Here is a 16,857-nt window from a genome sequence, read left to right on the forward strand (position 1 = left end):
GATTGAGTAAACTTGGTTAAGTATTTCAATCGTAGCATAGTCAATGGGACTTTTTGTGTCCTAAATACATTATTTCATACACCAGGAAATTATAGATTTTTTCGGTTGTGGATAATTTTATTATCGGAACGGCTACGTATAGCGCAAGCGGACCAGGTACTATCAGACTTCCCGTACCTCCGTACGATAAGTCAACATCGGTTCGTCCCTCACCGTGTTTCCTTTATCTCCTGCGGTTCGGTCCAGTCTGTACGTCCCTAAACGGGCGCTTGCGCTTTTGTTCCTAACCTATTATCTGTAATTGTTTAGGATATGCTGTAAGGATTTCAGCACCTTTTTCCGTCATGAAAATCATATCCTCAATTCGAACCCCGCCGATGTTGGGCATGTAAATACCTGGTTCGATTGTAAAGCACATACCTGATTTCAGTGGGAGCTCATTATTGCTGTGCATCGACGGATATTCATGTGTTTCGATTCCCAGTCCATGTCCGATACGATGGGTAAAATAGTCCCCGTACCCAGCTTTTTCAATCGTTTCCCGTGCAGCATAATCTACTTTACCGACAGCAGTATTTGGTTTGGAAGCGTCAATCGCATGGAGCTCTGCAGCAAGGACGGTCTTATAAATTTGTTTTTGCTCATCCGTGATGGATTTGTATGCAACGGTTCTCGTAATATCAGAACAGTATCCTTCAAATATAACACCTAGGTCAAAGAGAACGAGATCACCTGGAGTGATTTTTACATTCGAAGGGGTACCATGCGGTGAAGCTGTTTTCGCTCCGGCGAGTGCCATGGTAGTGAAGGACATTTCCCGCACACCTTGCTTTTTTAGTTCATATTCTATTTTAGCGATTAGCTCAAGTTCGGTTACTCCTTCTGAAATCGCATTTACACCGGTTTCGATACCGAAATCTGCGAGTGCTGCTGCCTGCTTTAATAAAGTATATTCCTTTTTGTTTTTTACCACTCGTAAATTAGCCATTATTTCTTTGACATCAAATATAGTTGTTTTCGGTAAGATTCGCTCAATGGCCTCCAAGCGTTCCAATGTAATATGATCGTGTTCCAGACCGATAGATTGAGGCACCTTGTTATGCTTGGTTAAATAGTCCAGAAATAATTTCCACGGATCTTCATGATCAAAATAGCTGATGAGTTCTCCTGACCAGCCTGCAGCACGTGCATCTTCAGCTTCCATTTTGGGAACAATCATTACAGGGTCTAAACGGTTACTCACAAAAACACCAATCAAGCGCTCATGTGGCTCTGTATAATAATTGGTCAAATAATAAAAATTTGCTTTCGATGTTATTAATGCACTGTCCATATTGTTATTTTGCAATTTCCTCAGTAAATTATTAAGTCGTTCATTCATAGGATCACCTCTAAAGATATAGTAGTTCTAGTATAGCAGAACAAATTTTTTTTAATATGAAACCTTTTAAGAGTTCCCCCGTAATACATAGTGTAGGTAAATAGCAGAACATGGGCATACGGGAATTTGTATAGCGGCGAGATGCCGCACTAAATATATATTAAAGGAGGAATTTTCATGTTTAAATTTTTTAATCGAATGAAGACAGTAGTTAGTTCAGAACTTAATTCCATGCTGGATAAAGCGGAAGACCCTGTGAAAATGCTTGATCAGTTCATGAGGGAAATGGCAGAGGACATCAAAGAAGTGGAAGCAGCTGTTGCGAAACAAATTGCAAGTGAAAAAATGCTTAAACGTAAAGCAAATGATGCAGAAGCGATGATTGAAAAACGTTTGAATCAGGCTGAACAGGCAATCGAAGCGGGAAATGATGATTTGGCACGTCGCGCACTGGAAGATAAAAAAGGACATGAAGCCACATTTAATACACTGCATGCGTCATGGGAACGTACAAAAAGTGATGTAGAAGTTCTGAAAGCTAAATTGGATGAAATGAAAAAAGAATACCAGGAAATGAGTCTGAAAAAAGATTCCCTGAAAGCACGTGCAGAATCAGCCAAAACAAGAACAAAAATGAACCGCACCATGTCTTCGATTGGAAATGATGAATCTCGTCGTGGTTTTGAACGCATGGAAGAGCGCGTCATGCAGTACGAAGCAGAAGCGGATACTACGGAGGATTTATCGCAGGCCTCCCGTACATTAGATGATGAATTTAAAAATTTGGACAATGATGGCGTCGATGATGAACTTGCAGCATTGAAGCAAAAGTTAGGTAAATAAAGAGGAGGAGCAGAGAATTCTGCTTCTCTTTTTTAAAAAAGATGATTAACTGTTAGACTTTCATCGGATTTGATATAAAATGCGACGTAACATCTATTTAGATCTACAGCGCTGATAATGGAAAATAGTCTTTTAAGCTACATAAAGGAAAGAAAATGAATAGAAAAATGTGTGGAAGGGTAGAAGGACTATAGAAACTTTTATCGAATAGATAAAGTGAATACGTATAAAGGGAGAGATGAAAGTGAAGATATCTTATCATGGACATTCCGTCGTGAAGGTTGTTACAGAAAGTCATACGATTTTAATCGATCCGTTTATTTCCGGAAATGAGGCATGTGATTTGAATGCTGATACAGTAGTAGCAGATGTGATCCTACTTACACATGCACATAATGATCATGTCGGTGATACATTTGAGATTGCGAAAAGAAACGATGCATTGGTCATTGCGCCGAATGAATTGGCTGTCTACTTAGGGACTAAGGGATTGGTGACACATCCGATGCATATTGGTGGTTCCCATGAATTTGATTTTGGCACAGTGAAGTTTACACAGGCTTTTCATGGTTCTTCCTATACAGAGGATGATGGAACAATAATCTACGGTGGAATGCCTGGTGGAATCCTGCTGACGGTTGAAGGGAAAACAATTTATCATGTTGGAGATACGGCATTATTTACCGACCTGAAAATGTACGGAGAAATGAATGATATCGAAGTGGCTTTTATTCCAATCGGCGATAATTTTACGATGGGACCTGATGATGCATTAGTTGCCGCAGACTGGATCAACGCAAGAATATCTGTTCCCATCCACTATAATACATTCCCAGTTATTGATCAGGATCCAAAAGCTTGGGCCGGGAAGGTACAAACTGGTGAAGGCAGGGCAATGGAAATCGGGGAAGAATTGGAGCTGTAAAATAGGACCCGTGAGCAATGCTCACGGGTTTTTGGCGGTAAATAAGGTCTTCGAGAAAAGACTTAGTTAGTTTCCAAGTTTTCTAAACTTCTTCTTCGGAACAACTGAAAATATCGCCATAGTCTTCTTCACTTTTATTAGGAGGATAAATGATACCATCTTCTGCTTCCATACATATCTCGCCTTTATTGTGGCTATTGCCACCGTTTACTGAGATATTGGTATTATCAGTTACGTATAACGTACCTTTAATCACTAACTTCGTTTTAACCTGCAATGTAATATTACCATCCATTTTCGCATCACCATTTACCGTATAAATAGTAAAGTCACCGTCTTTTTCACAGTCCGTGTTGTGTTTAAAGTGTAAATCAGTTAAAAGTGTATGATGGTCATATACACATCTTTCTTCTGAAACTGGTAACCAATCTATTTCCTCTGGATCTGTATTTTCATCTTCGTTATCTTCATTATGTTCTAATGTAATTTCAAGTGGAACATGACTGCTTTTACGGAGGAAGGACGTTTCTAATTCAAATTTTCTGTTTGATGAATTTTGTGTAATTAATTTTATGTTTAATGTATCGTCAATTCCAAATTCCTCAACAGTGCATCCATTTTCTATCGCAGTGCTGTTTCCGTTAATAAATAGCTCTTGAACTGTTGCGGATTCCGTTTGAAAACAAATATTAAAGGTTTCATTGTTATTTGTGTCCTTTAATTTTTTCTCGTAATCATTTCTCATTTCACTGATTAATACGTTCGTTTCCTGTTTTAAAGAAATATCATCACTTGCTTTATTTTCGCCATTTATCATCTGCATGATCACAGTCGAAGAAAGAGCGATAACCACCGCAAACAAACTAAGAGCAGCCAGCAGCTCTACCAATGTCATTCCTAATGTATTTGTAAATTGTCGAAATTTCATTTTTTCACATCCCATTAAATGGTATAATAGTAGAAAAGTCACGTTTAAGGAGTGAACTTCTATGGATACTAAATTTAAAATGCGTAACAGCAAGGGGTTCACCCTTATTGAAATTATAGCATCAATTGCTCTTTTAGTGATGGTAATCGGGACATTTTTACCATTTTTTCCGCAAATAATGAGTTGGACACAAACAACGGATGATGAATTGGTGGCTAGTAATCTATTACCTCAAGTAAGCAGTGAAGTTAAAAATATAAATGTACATACGCTCTTTGATAATATCCAACAGTGTGATACGTATCAACAAGAAGATATCTTTTATAAAGCATATACGTTAAACGGAATCAGTTATAAATCAATGTTAAACACTTGCGAAGAGCAAGAACTGGATTTATACCGTACAAAGATAACCATATTTACCGAATCAGGGAAATTAGTTAGTGAATCGTATACATATATGTCAGGTGATTTAGAATGAATACATTAAGAAACGAAAAAGGTGCAGCACTCGTGCTCACGATAATGATCATTACTTTATTTCTTGTATTTATATTGGGTTTATTTACTGTAGTGACAAATACAACCAAACAAGTAACTACGATGGAAAAACAAATCGATGCACAGCTTATTGCCGAGATGGGTGTCACATATTTTCAACGAGTAGTAGAAAAGAGTAAGCCAGAACTACAAGAGAAAATACAAAACAATCCAGAAGAAGTTGATCGGATTATAGAAACGCATACGACTACATTAATAGATTCACTAGATAATCCAGTGACAATTGATGGGGATAGACGAACATTTGAAATTACGTTTGAAGACTATAATGAAGAAGAACGACGAATCAGTTTCCATAGTATAGGCACTGCAAATAATGTAAAAGCAACAGCAAACGGAACCATCGTCATAACGATTTCTGAATAACATGAAAGCGGGGAACCCGAATGATGAAACGAAAACGCCTTGGAGATTTACTCCAGGAAGCAGGTCTTGTCACTGAGGAACAAGTCGTTGAAGCTCTGGAAAATAAAAAAGATGACCAGAAATTGGGTGATGCGCTTCTTGACCATGGCTTTATAACAGAGCAGCAGCTAATTGAAGTTCTCGAGTTTCAATTGGGAATTCCACATGTATCTCTTTATCGCTACCCGATTGAAGAGAATGTGCTTGGATTTGTAACGAAGGAAACGGCTCAAGAGAATATCTTGATGCCTTTAAAATTGCAGGACAACACGTTAACAATTGCAATGCGTGACCCGATGGATTACTTTGTTATTGATGATTTGGAAATCGGGACAGGCTTCAGTATCTCCCCGGTAATTGCTGCCAAGGATGATATTTTGTATGCCATCAATAAACACTACTTCAAAAATGACTCGGAACTGCTCCTCGATTCCAATGATGGAGCTGAAGCCCCTGTTATTCGCATGCTGGACCAGCTGCTGAATACCGGTGTCCAATTAAAGGCCAGTGATATACATATTGATCCACATGAAGCAAATGTACAAGTTCGTTACCGCATTGATGGACGACTGCAGACAGAAAAAATGATTCCAAAACAGATGCAGAATTCATTGACCGCAAGAATAAAAATTTTGGCAGATATGAATATTACACAAACGCGTTTACCGCAGGATGGCCGGATTAAGACATTGGTTGGCTCAACACCAGTCGATTTAAGAATATCCTGTCTACCTACTGTATACGGAGAAAAGGTTGTTATCCGTATCCTTGATTTGAACAATGCACTGATGGATTTATCTGAGTTACATTTTTCAGTTCCCAATCTTAAAAAATATCAAAACCTGATTACGCAGCCATCCGGACTTGTTCTATTAACCGGGCCAACAGGTTCTGGAAAGACATCAACATTGTATGCCTCTGTCAACCGGTTGAATTCAGAAGACGTCAACATCATTACCGTTGAAGATCCAGTCGAGTACCAAATGGAAGGGATCAATCAGGTACAGGTGAACAGTAAAATCGGCTTAACCTTTGCAGAGGGATTACGCTCCATTTTACGGCAGGATCCGAATATTATCATGGTCGGTGAAATACGTGACCAGGAAACAGCGGAAATCGCTATTCGTGCCTCGTTAACAGGACATTTGGTATTTAGTACATTACATACAAATAGTGCTGTCGAGTCCATTCCCCGTTTAATTGATATGGGGATTGAGCCTTATCTTGTCGTTTCTTCTTTATCAGGTGTTGTTGCCCAACGTCTCGTACGGAAAATTTGTCGGGACTGCAGGACAGATAGAGAGCTAACAGAAATGGAAAAGGAGATTTTCCATAAGAACGGTTTGGAAGTGGAGCGTGTCTATCACGGACAAGGCTGCAGTGTCTGTCACCAGACAGGGTATAGGGGGAGGCTTGCAGTACATGAAGTTCTGGCTCTCGATGAAACGATGAAAAGCATGCTCCTGAATAACCAATCAACAGCTGCAATCCGCGAATATGCAAAAGGGATGGGAATGGATTTTCTTATTCAGGATGGATTGAAAAAAGTAAAAACAGGGTTAACGACAATTGATGAAATTATGCAAATATCTATAAGTTTATGAGGGTGAACGAAAATGAAGAAAAACTTTGAGAAATGGTTAACGAATGCTTTTGAAAAAAATGCCTCCGATGTCCATTTGACAGTTGGCAAGGCACCAATTTTTCGTATGAACGGAAATTTAGAAGAACAGGATTTGCCAAAACTTGTGCCTGCAGATACGAGACAAATTGTTCGACTCATTTTATCTGAAGAACAATTGGAAACGCTCCGTATCAAACGGGAACTCGATTTTTCTTATGGTATCCATGGAATATCTAGATTTCGGGTAAATGTGTTTTACCAGCGTGGGGAATTATCCTTTGCGATCCGAATTATACCTGATCGTATTCCAACCATTGAACAGCTGCATCTGCCGTCGATCACGAGGGAAATCGTGCATTATCCACAGGGTCTTATTCTTGTGACAGGACCGACGGGAAGCGGTAAAAGTACGACGCTTGCCTCGATGATCGACTATATTAACCAAACGATGCCACGTCACATTATTACACTTGAAGATCCGATTGAATACATGCACTCCCATCACAAATCGATTATCGATCAGCGGGAGGTCGGATTTGATACGAACAATTTTGTGAACGGTCTGCGGGCAAGTTTGCGTCAGGACCCTGATGTAATTCTAGTTGGGGAAATGCGTGACTTTGAAACGATCTCAACAGCAATTACCGCTGCCGAAACCGGCCACTTGGTTTTTGGTACATTACATACGACAGATGCAGTATCAACGATTGAGCGAATTATTGATGTATTTCCGGCAGAACAGCAGGATCAGATCAGAGTTCAGCTTTCAACCATATTACAGGCGGTAATTTCGCAGCGGTTGCTCCTTACAAAAGACAGAATGGGCAGACGTGTTGCAACAGAAGTACTGATTAACAGTTCAGCTGTTAAAAATCTGATTCGGAATGAAAAACTCCATCAAATCCAAAACGTACTTCAGACTTCACGTGAGCAGGGGATGCATACGCTGGAAATGGATCTGAAACGGTTAGTCAGTGAGGATGAAATCGATTATGAAACAGCAGCTCCTTATTTGCAGGAAAGGAATTTCTAACCGATGAACTATCAATATAGCGGGCGGAGATTATCCGGACAAAAGATTAAAGGGAAGATTGAGGCCGATACGAAGAAGATAGCCCTCTCACAGTTGGAAAAAGATGGGTTGATTATTTTTGAGATTAAAGAGACAAAGCCATGGAACAAAGATATCATTTTAAATAAAACAGTAAAGAACAAAGATTTCATTGTTTTTTTGAGACAATACGCAACATTGATTCATGCGGGGATTACGATTTCGGAAGCGACAAAGACGATGATGCTTCAGACTAATAACTATGCACTTCGAATGGCATTGACAGATATGGATAAGCAGCTTGAACAGGGACAAGCACTCTCAAAGGCTGCAGCGCGGCATCCGAAAATTTTCCCGACGTTGCTTGTCCATATGATTCATGCCGGTGAGGTAAGCGGTAAGCTCGATGAAATACTGAATGAAATGGCTGATTACTATGAAAAGCAATACAGTAATAAGCAGAAAGTTATCTCTGCATTGCTGTACCCGAGTGTCGTTGCTGTCATTACAGTTTTCTTGAGTATCTTCCTGCTCGTCTTCATCGTTCCTCAATTTGTCAGCATGTTTAACTCATTTGGGGAGGAGATCCCTGCCTATACGCAATTTGTTCTAAATTTGAGTGACTTTACGGGAAGATATTGGTGGATATTGCTGTTTGTTGTTGTCGTTGGTATTATTCTTTATAAATACTTCATTCAATATGAGGCTTTTGCATACAGGGTGGATTTTCTTAAAATGAAATTTCCATTTCTTGGTGTCATGGTTCATAAAGGTGCATTAGTTCGGATGACACAAACATTGAGTACACTCGTAAACAGCTCTGTTCCGATACTACAATCAGTAGAAATAACAGAAAAAATAGTCGGAAATAGAGTGATAGAAAATGTGCTGATTGATGCAAGGAAATCATTGGCTGTCGGTGATTCGCTTGCAAAGCCAATGAAAGAGCACTGGGCTTTTCCTGCTTTAATTGTCCAAATGATTCAGATTGGAGAAAAAACAGGTACATTGGATCATATGCTATCAAAAGCTGCCGAATTTTATGCCGAAGAGGTCGATCAGCTATCAAATCGAATCAAAACATTAATCGAACCATTGATGATTATTGTCCTGACAGTTCTAGTTGGTGGCATCATTGCAGCTGTTGTCATCCCGATGTTCGGTATGTTTGAAAATTTGTAGTACTTTGTTCACTATCTTGTAATTTTAATAGTAGAATTATGGTAAAAAGTGTAATATAATGAAAATGAAATAGGAAATTAGTAGGATGCAATGATCGATTACCTGTATGTGGGCACTTGGGTAATCAGGAGTGAGTAGTGCAACCGGCCGACTGGAATTAATAGAATACGATATTAAGGAAGGCGGAGATTTTATGTTACAAAAGTTGAAGAAGATGATGAAGAAAGAGAAAGGTTTTACGTTGGTAGAGTTGCTTGCGGTTATTGTTATTTTGGGAGTAATTTTGGCTATTGCTGTGCCGGCGATTGGGAATGTAATAAGTGATTCTGAAACAAAAGCTGACGAAGCAAATATTGATCTATTTATTTCAGCTGCCAGATTAGCACATGTAAGTGGGCTTGTTCAACAAGAATATACTGTTGAAGATCTAGTAGATGCAGGTTATTTAGATGTAAAAGAAGGTGAAATAAGCGGTACCGTTAAAGTAACTGCTGCTACTGGAACTACTGGACTAAAATTTGACCACGTGCCATAAACTTATATTTATTAATTAGCAATTTTTCAATCACGCCTCTGCACTTGTAAACTGCGGGGCGTTTTTGTTCAATTAGCTGATTCACTAATAAAAGGAGCTACTTGTTGATGAATATTATCATTTTAATAACCCTATTCTTCCTCCTCGGCCTCATTTTCGGCTCATTTTACAATGTTGTCGGATTGCGCCTCCCCAAAAACATACCCTTCGCAAATGACCGTTCTGTTTGTCCCCAGTGCAACAATCAACTGACATGGTATGAGAATATTCCGTTAGTTTCATTCCTGATCCAGCGGGGGAAATGCAGGCATTGCGGAGAAAGCATTTCATACATATATCCAGTGATCGAATTTTTAACAGGTGCTTTATTTGCGTTCAGCTTTTACAGCATCGGGTTTCAAGCCGAGCTGATTACGGCATTGTTATTTGTTTCGATGTTGATGATTATAGTAGTGTCGGATATAACGTATATGCTCATTCCAAATAAAGTGCTGCTGTTTTTTCTGCCGTTGTTCATTGGTATGAGAATTATTGAGCCATCAGATCCGTGGTGGTCGGCAATCGGTGGTGCGATGATTGGTTTCGGTCTAATTTTTATGATTATCCTCATCAGTCGTGGCGGCATGGGTGCAGGGGATATGAAGTTGTTTGGTGTTCTCGGTATTGTGCTTGGTATGGAGAAGGTATTACTTGCTTTCTTTCTATCATGTCTTATCGGGGCGGTCATCGGCATGGTGCTCATCCTATTTAAGATAATCGAAAGAAAGCAGCCAGTGCCATTTGGACCGTATATCGTTGTTGCAGCATTAATAACGTATTTTTACGGCAATACTTTAATCAATTGGTATTTCAATTTACTAGTATAGGCGGGTGACAACATGGGATTGATGAATAATGGAAGAGTCAATATAGTGATTACCAATCACGTTCTGCGATACAGCTATCACAAAAACAACAGTGTTGTTGGAAGGCTTGTGCATGGAGAGGTGGAATTTCCTGAAGGGACGATCAAGGACGGAGCGATCGAAAAGACTGGTGTTTTTGTAGAAGTGGTAAATGAACTTGTCCATAAGCATAAATGGAAACGGAAGAAGCTGTTTTTCGCTGTGCCGGATGATACGGTCGTCATTCGACAATTGCAGGTTCCTGTTGCCTTAACAAAAGAGGAAGCGGCTGGTTATGTGAAAACACAGATTGGAAGCAGTTTCTATTTGCCTTTTTCCAATCCTGCCATAGCAATCGAATTTCTGGATGCAGATGAGAAAAATAGAGACATTCTCCTGTTTGCATATCCTAAAGATAAAATCTCAGCGTATGAGGAAGCATTTGGAAAAGCAGGATTAAAGCCAATGGCAGCTGATTTGACAGCTTTGTCTATATACCGCTATTACTATGTGACAAAGCAGGCTGAAAAAAATCATGTTCTGTTGATGCATTGGAATAAAGATTCTTTACTTTTAACAGCATTTAAAAATCATAAAGCGGTTTTTTCCCGATACATGAAAATTTCAATCGATGCAAATCGTGATGAACAATCTGTCAGACAGCTAATCAATGAGTACATCATCGAGATTAATCGAATTATCGATTTTTACCAGTATTCCATTACAAAAGGTGAGGCCCAAATCAATCAGCTGCTTCTTTCCGGAGATTTCCCATTTCTGAAGATGGTTAAAACGATTCTCCCTGAAACGGTTTCACTGCCTGTTCACTATTTTGAGAACGAGGAATTGACAGCAAAGTATATCGATGTTTTAGGACTGGCTCTGAAGAAAGATTCCTGAGGGGGGAGCAATTTGAATACAGAAATTAATTTTCTTGAGAAAGAACCGAATAAAAATAGTGCATACATCGTCATTGGCATTATTTTCGTTGTGTTGCTGGCATCGGTTGTGACTGTTCTATTTCTCCAAAAAAACAATGGGGACAAACAGCTTACAGCGCTTGAAAACGAACGTATTCAGCTGGAAGTAGCACTCATGGAACAGCAAGCAGAACAGGGGACAGTTAGACAGCTTGAAAGGGTACAGGAAGAAATGGAGACGCTCGAGGCAGTAATGATTCCAACGACAGCACTGTATCATGACCTCGTTGGGTTACTTGCAACGGAGGAACAATTGCTTTCGTATGAGTTTGGAACTAACAATGAGATAGCTGTGGAAGCCTCTTTTCAATCTTTGTATGCCATGGCCGATTATATCGCACTGCTTACGAAAGAGACCTATGTTCAGGATATATTGCTTACAAGCTCGGTTAAACTGGAAGATGCTTATGAAGCGACAATAACGATTACGGTTGATTCCGAAATGGTGATAGAGGAGTTTGCGGCAAATGATTAAACAATGGGATAAACATCATACGTATATTGCAATCGGTATTGTTGCTGCAATTCTATTAATCTATGGAATAGCTTATCTGTATGTCATTAAACCATTGCAGGCAGATGTGGAAGCGAAACAGACAGAGATATCCATGTATGAAAACCAACTCGATCAACTTTCAAATGGGCCGGCAGAGGAAGTGCACGTTGAGCTTGCGGAAGTAGCTAGCAAAATACCAAACAGTAAAGCAGCAGATTTGTTGCTGATTGAATTACACGAAATAGCTGAGGAATATCGTGTCAGTATTGACTATATAGCAGCGAATGGCATGATCGCAGTAGAGAATGCAGAAACAGAAGAGGGCTCGCTTATGAACGAAACTACCTATACGATGGATGTGACAGGACAGAGTCTCTATTCTATGAATGGATTTTTGGACGGACTGACAGAGGGAGAACGACTGATTCGAATCGATACGATCAACCTTCAGCAAACGGAGACAGATAGTTACCTTACAGTTACATTTACAGTATTTCATGCGGGATAGCTTTTAGACAAGCTATCCTTTTCCTTTGTCCATAATAGTTCTTATACTGCTATTCGCTACATAATTTATAATAAAAGGAGGAGATTATGATGCGTCATTATGCCATCCTACGCTTATTATTAGCTGGCTTTTTCCTGTACATTGCCTGGCCTGTGTTTCCTTATGCAACATCAACCATCGAATTACTATTCTGGGGAGTGTGGCTGTTGTTCCTGTTGCTTGTCATTGGTGCAAATTTTGCAACCTTATTAGAAATGACAAGACCACCAGTAATGGAACAGGAAGAATATAACAGAAGACAACGTGATATGCATTGAGTTTCTGGTGTTTCAACTGTATAATAACTATTAGTAGGTGATATAGTACAGTTGAAAGCTGGTGGAATAAAATGGCAACAAAACACGAACAGATTATACAACATATTATTGCATTGTCCGTTGGAAGTAAAATTTCGGTACGCCAAATTGCCAAGGATCTGAATGTAAGTGATGGGACAGCGTATCGTGCGATAAAAGAAGCTGAGAATCAAGGTCTTGTAAGCACTATTGAACGTGTCGGTACGATACGTATTGAACGGAAGAAAAAAGAGAACTTTGAAAGGCTCACCTTTGCAGAAGTCGTCAATATCATTGATGGACAAGTATTAGGTGGCCGAGATGGTCTTTATAAAACATTAAGCAAATTTGTAATCGGTGCAATGCAACTCGATGCCATGATGCGCTATACCGAGGCAGATTCCCTACTTATTGTCGGGAATCGATTTAAAGCACATGAACTTGCATTGAAAGCCGGAGCGGCTGTCCTTATTACAGGAGGATTTGACACAGAACCCCATGTGAAAAAACTCGCAGATGAAAAAGAGCTGCCGATTATCTCGACGAGCTATGATACCTTTACCGTTGCTGCAATGATTAACAGAGCGATTTATGATCAGCTGATCAAGAAGGAAATTGTTTTTGTCGGTGATATTGCAACTCCTTTTGCTGAGTCCTATTATTTGCAAACAAAAGATACCATTCAACAATGGTATGAACTCAATGAAACATCATCCCATTCCCGTTTTCCCGTTGTGGATGATAAGCTACGGGTCGTTGGTATGGTCTCTTCGAAAGATATCGTTGGAAAAGAAAAAAGCGTGGTCATCGACCGCGTTATGAGCAGAAAACCCCAGGTCGTGCAATCCAAAACATCACTGGCATCTGTGGCACATACCATGGTTTGGGAAGGTATTGAGCTTGTTCCGGTTGTGGATCAGGCATATCACCTAGAGGGCGTTGTCTCCAGACAGGATGTATTAAAAGCGATGCAGCAAATTCAACGTCAGCCACAGGTTGGAGAAACGATTGATGATATTGTGTCTAGCAATCTGGAAGCAAGTGAAGATGATGAGTCCATTTTTGAAACGAAAGTAATCCCGCAAATGACGAATCAATTGGGAACATTATCAAATGGCGTATTCACTTCTTTAATTACGGAAGCGAGCAGCAGACTGCTGATGAAAGTAAAAAAAGCAGATATTACCATTGAAAATCTGACGGTATTTTTTAGTAAGCCGGTTCAGATTGACAGTATCCTAGTTATTAAACCGAAGTTACTCGATGTCGGTAGGCTGTATGCAAAGATTGATGTGGAAGTTTATAATGAACGTAATCTGGTAGGGAAGGGATTGATCATGGCACAACTGATCAATCGATAGAAGTATGATATGTACAAAAGCATAGCGTTTCTATGATCAGCAGCTGGACGTGGCTGAATAAGTGTAAGATTTAATGGCTTCCCAAAATTTATGGTAATCTTATCTATTAAATAAAAAAGAAATCGGGATTGATAGCCGATTTCTTTTAATCTTTCTATTCATTGGGGTTAAGACGTCGCCATTCACTGCGATAATGTTTCGCTTCCATTAATCCCCTGTACAGTTGGAGACCACCGAGTATTCCAAATAGTATACCGATGAAAAGCGAAAGCTGTGTTTGATAAAAGACATATTGATTGATACCAAAAAATAAAAGAAATGTACCAAGACAAGACCTTGCCCTTCCGTTAAAATATTTTTGGGTAAGCTCATCATTGCTTTTAAGAATGGCAACCTTATAATAAATATATAATACTGCCGATAGAACAATAACAATAGGGAATATAACCATTTCATCTCTCCTAATTTTCTTCTGGGTGTACAGGTTGTATCTAGCTCGTTGAAATTCACTATTATTGTAACGTTTTTTAGTCGATATAGCTAGAAAGAAAAAGGAAGTTTATTAATTTGTAGAATAGGGGCAACAGTATGGAAATCAGACAAATTATTGAAGCAATCAAAGCGTATGACACGATCATCATCCATCGCCACGTAAGACCCGATCCGGATGCAATTGGATCTCAGTCCGGTCTAAAAGAACTAATCAGGCACTCTTTTCCTGACAAAAAGGTTTATGCTGTAGGAATGGAAGAGCCTTCTTTGCTATTTCTTGCACGGATGGATGAAATGGAAGATACGGTCTATAACAATGCACTTGTCATTGTATGTGATACTGCTAATGCAGCACGGATTGATGATAATCGCTACAATTTGGGAGCTAAATTGATTAAAATCGATCATCATCCAAATGTCGACGAATATGGAGATATTCGCTGGGTGAATACAGATGCAAGCTCTGTAAGTGAAATGATTTATGAATTATATGAGAATGGAAAAGAGAATGGTTTTCAAATGAATGACCAGGTGGCTCTCTTACTATATGCCGGTATTGTAGGAGATACAGGCAGATTTATGTTTCCGAATACATCAAAGAAAACCTTTCAATATGCTGCGGAGTTAGTTTCTTATAATTTTGACCGACCGGCATTTTATAAGGAATTATATAGTGTGGATGACAAAATCTCTCGAATGAGTGGTTATATCCTGCAGCAGTTCAAATTACTACCAACCGGCCTTTGCACCATAAAACTAACGGAAGAAATCCTGAAAAAGTTTCATGTTACTCCGGATGAGTCCAGCCAGCTTGTCCATGTAATCAGTAATGTAAAAGGTATTAAAGCATGGGTATTTTTCATTGAAGAAGAAGAACAAATTCGGGTGAGGCTACGTTCAAAAGGACCTGTCATCAATGAAATCGCTGCGAAATACAATGGCGGGGGACACCCACTGGCTTCCGGGGCAACTGTCTATACTTGGGAAGAGGCGGACGAAATGATCAAGGAACTTAATGAAGCATGCCTTTCATTTGGTAAGTAAGCTTAGAAAATTTGGCATACGCCTAAGCCTTTAGGCGTGTGAATTCGTTACATATATGCAAGTAAGAAAGTGCCAAAAAGAAGTGATGATTTCAAAATAGAAATCATCACTTCTTTTTAACTGGTTTTACTTGTTGGCATAGGAATGAACCAGCATCCAGACTGTGTTTCGTCAAACTGAACATGGAGACATTCTTTTTCTATTGATCGTTTCATCAAGCGGATCAGTTCATCTGTTTCAGCATAGGCATTATTGCCCTTTTTCAATTGCATGATCTTTTCGTCACGTATTCTTCTTAGATTGATGGGCAACATGAAAAACGACTCCCTTCAATTAAGCTTAAATGTTTATAACTCCTATTTAAATTATATCCTAAGTAGAAGGGGAAATCTATAACTTCCTTTTAAGTGTCATGAAATGTTCATGTTAGTTGGATAGCTTTGGTATTACATTAATTTCTAGTTCACTGGCAATGGTAATCTTTTTAACTTCAAAATAATAGTTGACATCTTCAATGGTAAACCCTTTATTTTCAATTGCCGACTCGAGCAATTGATCACTTTTTGTTATCATCTCTATTTCCTGTCCAATTAAGTGGCTGATCTCCTCCTTTAACATTCCCTCGAGCTGAAGTTCAATCAACCGGTCCATTTTCAATGATTCTCCTTCAACGATTCTGATAGAAATCGAACTGACAGTCAAAGGTTCTCTCTGTTTTTCACTTAAATCTTCCTTATCCTTGAGTAATGCCTCATTCTCTTTTTTTAAATCGCTTAACTCAGAATTGATTTCCATGTTTTCTGTTAAAAGTTGCTCATACATGGTACCATACATGTAAATCAGGATGAGATAGGAGATAATGCCACCGAAAAATGCTCCTGCAAAAAATCGCTGCCAGCCTGGTTTTCTATAGTATGGAGGAATATGCATCAGGAAATCTCCTTTTGAAGGAACCAGTCTATAATAATGATTCCAACTTTTACTCCGCCCATAGCAGAAAGAATAAGTAGAGCCTGTTTAAATAGGTCTATCGGAGATCCATCGAGCAATCCTTTTTCAAAGTTGGCAATGGCATCGAATGTGCCACCTATTGCCGCAACAATTCCCCATATACGTAATCTCTCAGCTATCCGCCCCATGGAGGTAAGTGGAGCATCCCCTGTGGCGAAATCCCCGATGCTTCCAATAAAAGATCCACCGATGATAACTCCGAGGGCGATAAAAAAACAATGTATAAATGCAGCAAAAAAACGCTCTTCCATTACATATGCACTCCTTCTAAGGCATGCTTCTTACATTCTATGAGAAGTGTGGACATGTTA

General features: G+C 39.3%; 21 protein-coding genes and 1 riboswitch. Of the genes, 15 read left to right on the top strand and 6 right to left on the bottom strand.

What is annotated here, in order from left to right:
- Positions 1-283 precede the first annotated feature (283 nt).
- Positions 284-1,381: a M24 family metallopeptidase gene (locus tag MN204_RS09605; RefSeq protein WP_249870863.1), complete on the bottom strand. Its 1,098-nt coding sequence runs from the start codon at positions 1,379-1,381 to the stop codon at positions 284-286.
- 177 nt (positions 1,382-1,558) lie between these two features.
- On the opposite strand from MN204_RS09605, the gene MN204_RS09610 reads away from it, so the two are divergent.
- Positions 1,559-2,224: a PspA/IM30 family protein gene (locus tag MN204_RS09610; protein WP_249870864.1), complete on the top strand. Its 666-nt coding sequence runs from the start codon at positions 1,559-1,561 to the stop codon at positions 2,222-2,224.
- A 244-nt stretch (positions 2,225-2,468) separates the two neighbouring features.
- Entirely contained in the window at positions 2,469-3,149 is a 681-nt protein-coding gene (locus tag MN204_RS09615) for a metal-dependent hydrolase (RefSeq protein ID WP_249870865.1), read from the top strand.
- Between the two features lie 82 nt (positions 3,150-3,231).
- Here the strand turns inward: MN204_RS09615 and MN204_RS09620 are convergent, their stop codons facing one another.
- Complete coding sequence (locus tag MN204_RS09620) at positions 3,232-4,077, bottom strand: PulJ/GspJ family protein (RefSeq protein WP_249870866.1); 846 nt, start codon at positions 4,075-4,077, stop codon at positions 3,232-3,234.
- Positions 4,078-4,138: 61 nt separating this feature from the next.
- Here MN204_RS09620 and MN204_RS09625 point away from each other — a divergent pair, with 61 nt between their 5' ends.
- From MN204_RS09625 to MN204_RS09680, 12 genes are all read left to right on the top strand, one after another.
- Positions 4,139-4,558: a type II secretion system protein gene (locus tag MN204_RS09625; RefSeq protein WP_249870867.1), complete on the top strand. Its 420-nt coding sequence runs from the start codon at positions 4,139-4,141 to the stop codon at positions 4,556-4,558.
- Positions 4,555-5,004, top strand: a complete 450-nt coding sequence (locus MN204_RS09630) for a hypothetical protein (RefSeq protein ID WP_249870868.1) — start codon at positions 4,555-4,557, stop codon at positions 5,002-5,004. The genes MN204_RS09625 and MN204_RS09630 overlap by 4 nt, the downstream gene beginning before the upstream one ends.
- Before the next feature lie 20 nt (positions 5,005-5,024).
- The gene (locus tag MN204_RS09635; protein WP_249870869.1) at positions 5,025-6,647 is read left to right on the top strand and encodes a GspE/PulE family protein; all 1,623 of its coding nucleotides are present in this window, start codon (positions 5,025-5,027) and stop codon (positions 6,645-6,647) included.
- Between the two features lie 12 nt (positions 6,648-6,659).
- Positions 6,660-7,700 carry a type IV pilus twitching motility protein PilT gene (locus tag MN204_RS09640; RefSeq protein ID WP_249870870.1) on the top strand — a complete coding sequence of 347 codons (1,041 nt, stop codon included), beginning with the start codon at positions 6,660-6,662 and terminating at the stop codon, positions 7,698-7,700.
- 3 nt (positions 7,701-7,703) lie between these two features.
- On the top strand, positions 7,704-8,900 hold the full coding sequence (locus tag MN204_RS09645) for a type II secretion system F family protein (protein WP_249870871.1): 1,197 nt from the start codon (positions 7,704-7,706) through the stop codon (positions 8,898-8,900).
- 74 nt (positions 8,901-8,974) lie between these two features.
- A riboswitch (cyclic di-GMP riboswitch) is annotated at positions 8,975-9,058 on the top strand.
- On the top strand, positions 9,031-9,435 hold the full coding sequence (locus MN204_RS09650) for a competence type IV pilus major pilin ComGC (protein WP_249870872.1): 405 nt from the start codon (positions 9,031-9,033) through the stop codon (positions 9,433-9,435). It overlaps the preceding riboswitch by 28 nt.
- A 107-nt stretch (positions 9,436-9,542) precedes the next feature.
- On the top strand, positions 9,543-10,301 hold the full coding sequence (locus MN204_RS09655; protein WP_249870873.1) for a prepilin peptidase: 759 nt from the start codon (positions 9,543-9,545) through the stop codon (positions 10,299-10,301).
- A gap of 12 nt (positions 10,302-10,313) precedes the next feature.
- Positions 10,314-11,219: a type IV pilus biogenesis protein PilM gene (gene pilM / locus MN204_RS09660; RefSeq protein ID WP_249870874.1), complete on the top strand. Its 906-nt coding sequence runs from the start codon at positions 10,314-10,316 to the stop codon at positions 11,217-11,219.
- 12 nt (positions 11,220-11,231) lie between these two features.
- A complete protein-coding gene (locus MN204_RS09665) occupies positions 11,232-11,774 on the top strand; it encodes a hypothetical protein (protein ID WP_249870875.1) in 543 nt (180 codons plus the stop codon).
- On the top strand, positions 11,767-12,303 hold the full coding sequence (locus tag MN204_RS09670) for a hypothetical protein (protein WP_249870876.1): 537 nt from the start codon (positions 11,767-11,769) through the stop codon (positions 12,301-12,303). The genes MN204_RS09665 and MN204_RS09670 overlap by 8 nt, the downstream gene beginning before the upstream one ends.
- Before the next feature lie 86 nt (positions 12,304-12,389).
- Positions 12,390-12,620, top strand: coding sequence for a hypothetical protein (locus tag MN204_RS09675; protein WP_249870877.1), 231 nt, complete (start codon positions 12,390-12,392; stop codon positions 12,618-12,620).
- Positions 12,621-12,691: 71 nt separating this feature from the next.
- Positions 12,692-13,999, top strand: a complete 1,308-nt coding sequence (locus MN204_RS09680) for a DRTGG domain-containing protein (protein WP_249870878.1) — start codon at positions 12,692-12,694, stop codon at positions 13,997-13,999.
- Positions 14,000-14,153: 154 nt separating this feature from the next.
- On the opposite strand, the gene MN204_RS09685 is transcribed toward MN204_RS09680, so the two are convergent.
- Positions 14,154-14,450 (bottom strand): YtpI family protein, encoded by a 297-nt coding sequence (locus MN204_RS09685; RefSeq protein WP_249870879.1) that lies wholly within the window; start codon positions 14,448-14,450, stop codon positions 14,154-14,156.
- 137 nt (positions 14,451-14,587) lie between these two features.
- On the opposite strand from MN204_RS09685, the gene MN204_RS09690 reads away from it, so the two are divergent.
- Positions 14,588-15,535 carry a DHH family phosphoesterase gene (locus tag MN204_RS09690; protein WP_249870880.1) on the top strand — a complete coding sequence of 316 codons (948 nt, stop codon included), beginning with the start codon at positions 14,588-14,590 and terminating at the stop codon, positions 15,533-15,535.
- Positions 15,536-15,651: 116 nt separating this feature from the next.
- Here the strand turns inward: MN204_RS09690 and MN204_RS09695 are convergent, their stop codons facing one another.
- From MN204_RS09695 to ytrH, 3 genes are all read right to left on the bottom strand, one after another.
- Positions 15,652-15,849, bottom strand: coding sequence for a YtzJ family protein (locus MN204_RS09695; protein WP_249870881.1), 198 nt, complete (start codon positions 15,847-15,849; stop codon positions 15,652-15,654).
- A gap of 112 nt (positions 15,850-15,961) precedes the next feature.
- Positions 15,962-16,465 (bottom strand): sporulation membrane protein YtrI, encoded by a 504-nt coding sequence (gene ytrI / locus MN204_RS09700; RefSeq protein ID WP_249870882.1) that lies wholly within the window; start codon positions 16,463-16,465, stop codon positions 15,962-15,964.
- Entirely contained in the window at positions 16,465-16,797 is a 333-nt protein-coding gene (gene ytrH / locus MN204_RS09705) for a sporulation membrane protein YtrH (protein ID WP_249870883.1), read from the bottom strand. Before ytrH ends, ytrI begins: the two co-directional genes overlap by 1 nt.
- Between the last annotated feature and the right edge of the window lie 60 nt (positions 16,798-16,857).

The organism is Oceanobacillus saliphilus (assembly GCF_023522835.1).
In the GTDB taxonomy this organism is placed as follows: Bacteria; Bacillota; Bacilli; order Bacillales; family Amphibacillaceae; genus Oceanobacillus; species Oceanobacillus saliphilus.

What these genes read in the sequence shown, in the direction of transcription:
- MN204_RS09645 (WP_249870871.1), top strand. Translation starts at nt 7,704, where the DNA reads ATGAACTATCAATATAGCGGGCGGAGATTATCCGGACAAAAGATTAAA.
- MN204_RS09625 (WP_249870867.1), top strand. Translation starts at nt 4,139, where the DNA reads ATGGATACTAAATTTAAAATGCGTAACAGCAAGGGGTTCACCCTTATT.
- MN204_RS09680 (WP_249870878.1), top strand. Translation starts at nt 12,692, where the DNA reads ATGGCAACAAAACACGAACAGATTATACAACATATTATTGCATTGTCC.
- pilM (WP_249870874.1), top strand. Translation starts at nt 10,314, where the DNA reads ATGGGATTGATGAATAATGGAAGAGTCAATATAGTGATTACCAATCAC.
- MN204_RS09685 (WP_249870879.1), bottom strand. Translation starts at nt 14,450, where the DNA reads ATGGTTATATTCCCTATTGTTATTGTTCTATCGGCAGTATTATATATT.
- MN204_RS09635 (WP_249870869.1), top strand. Translation starts at nt 5,025, where the DNA reads ATGATGAAACGAAAACGCCTTGGAGATTTACTCCAGGAAGCAGGTCTT.
- MN204_RS09655 (WP_249870873.1), top strand. Translation starts at nt 9,543, where the DNA reads ATGAATATTATCATTTTAATAACCCTATTCTTCCTCCTCGGCCTCATT.
- MN204_RS09675 (WP_249870877.1), top strand. Translation starts at nt 12,390, where the DNA reads ATGATGCGTCATTATGCCATCCTACGCTTATTATTAGCTGGCTTTTTC.
- MN204_RS09610 (WP_249870864.1), top strand. Translation starts at nt 1,559, where the DNA reads ATGTTTAAATTTTTTAATCGAATGAAGACAGTAGTTAGTTCAGAACTT.
- MN204_RS09695 (WP_249870881.1), bottom strand. Translation starts at nt 15,849, where the DNA reads ATGTTGCCCATCAATCTAAGAAGAATACGTGACGAAAAGATCATGCAA.
- MN204_RS09620 (WP_249870866.1), bottom strand. Translation starts at nt 4,077, where the DNA reads ATGAAATTTCGACAATTTACAAATACATTAGGAATGACATTGGTAGAG.
- MN204_RS09630 (WP_249870868.1), top strand. Translation starts at nt 4,555, where the DNA reads ATGAATACATTAAGAAACGAAAAAGGTGCAGCACTCGTGCTCACGATA.
- MN204_RS09690 (WP_249870880.1), top strand. Translation starts at nt 14,588, where the DNA reads ATGGAAATCAGACAAATTATTGAAGCAATCAAAGCGTATGACACGATC.
- MN204_RS09605 (WP_249870863.1), bottom strand. Translation starts at nt 1,381, where the DNA reads ATGAATGAACGACTTAATAATTTACTGAGGAAATTGCAAAATAACAAT.
- ytrH (WP_249870883.1), bottom strand. Translation starts at nt 16,797, where the DNA reads ATGGAAGAGCGTTTTTTTGCTGCATTTATACATTGTTTTTTTATCGCC.
- MN204_RS09670 (WP_249870876.1), top strand. Translation starts at nt 11,767, where the DNA reads ATGATTAAACAATGGGATAAACATCATACGTATATTGCAATCGGTATT.
- MN204_RS09640 (WP_249870870.1), top strand. Translation starts at nt 6,660, where the DNA reads ATGAAGAAAAACTTTGAGAAATGGTTAACGAATGCTTTTGAAAAAAAT.
- ytrI (WP_249870882.1), bottom strand. Translation starts at nt 16,465, where the DNA reads ATGCATATTCCTCCATACTATAGAAAACCAGGCTGGCAGCGATTTTTT.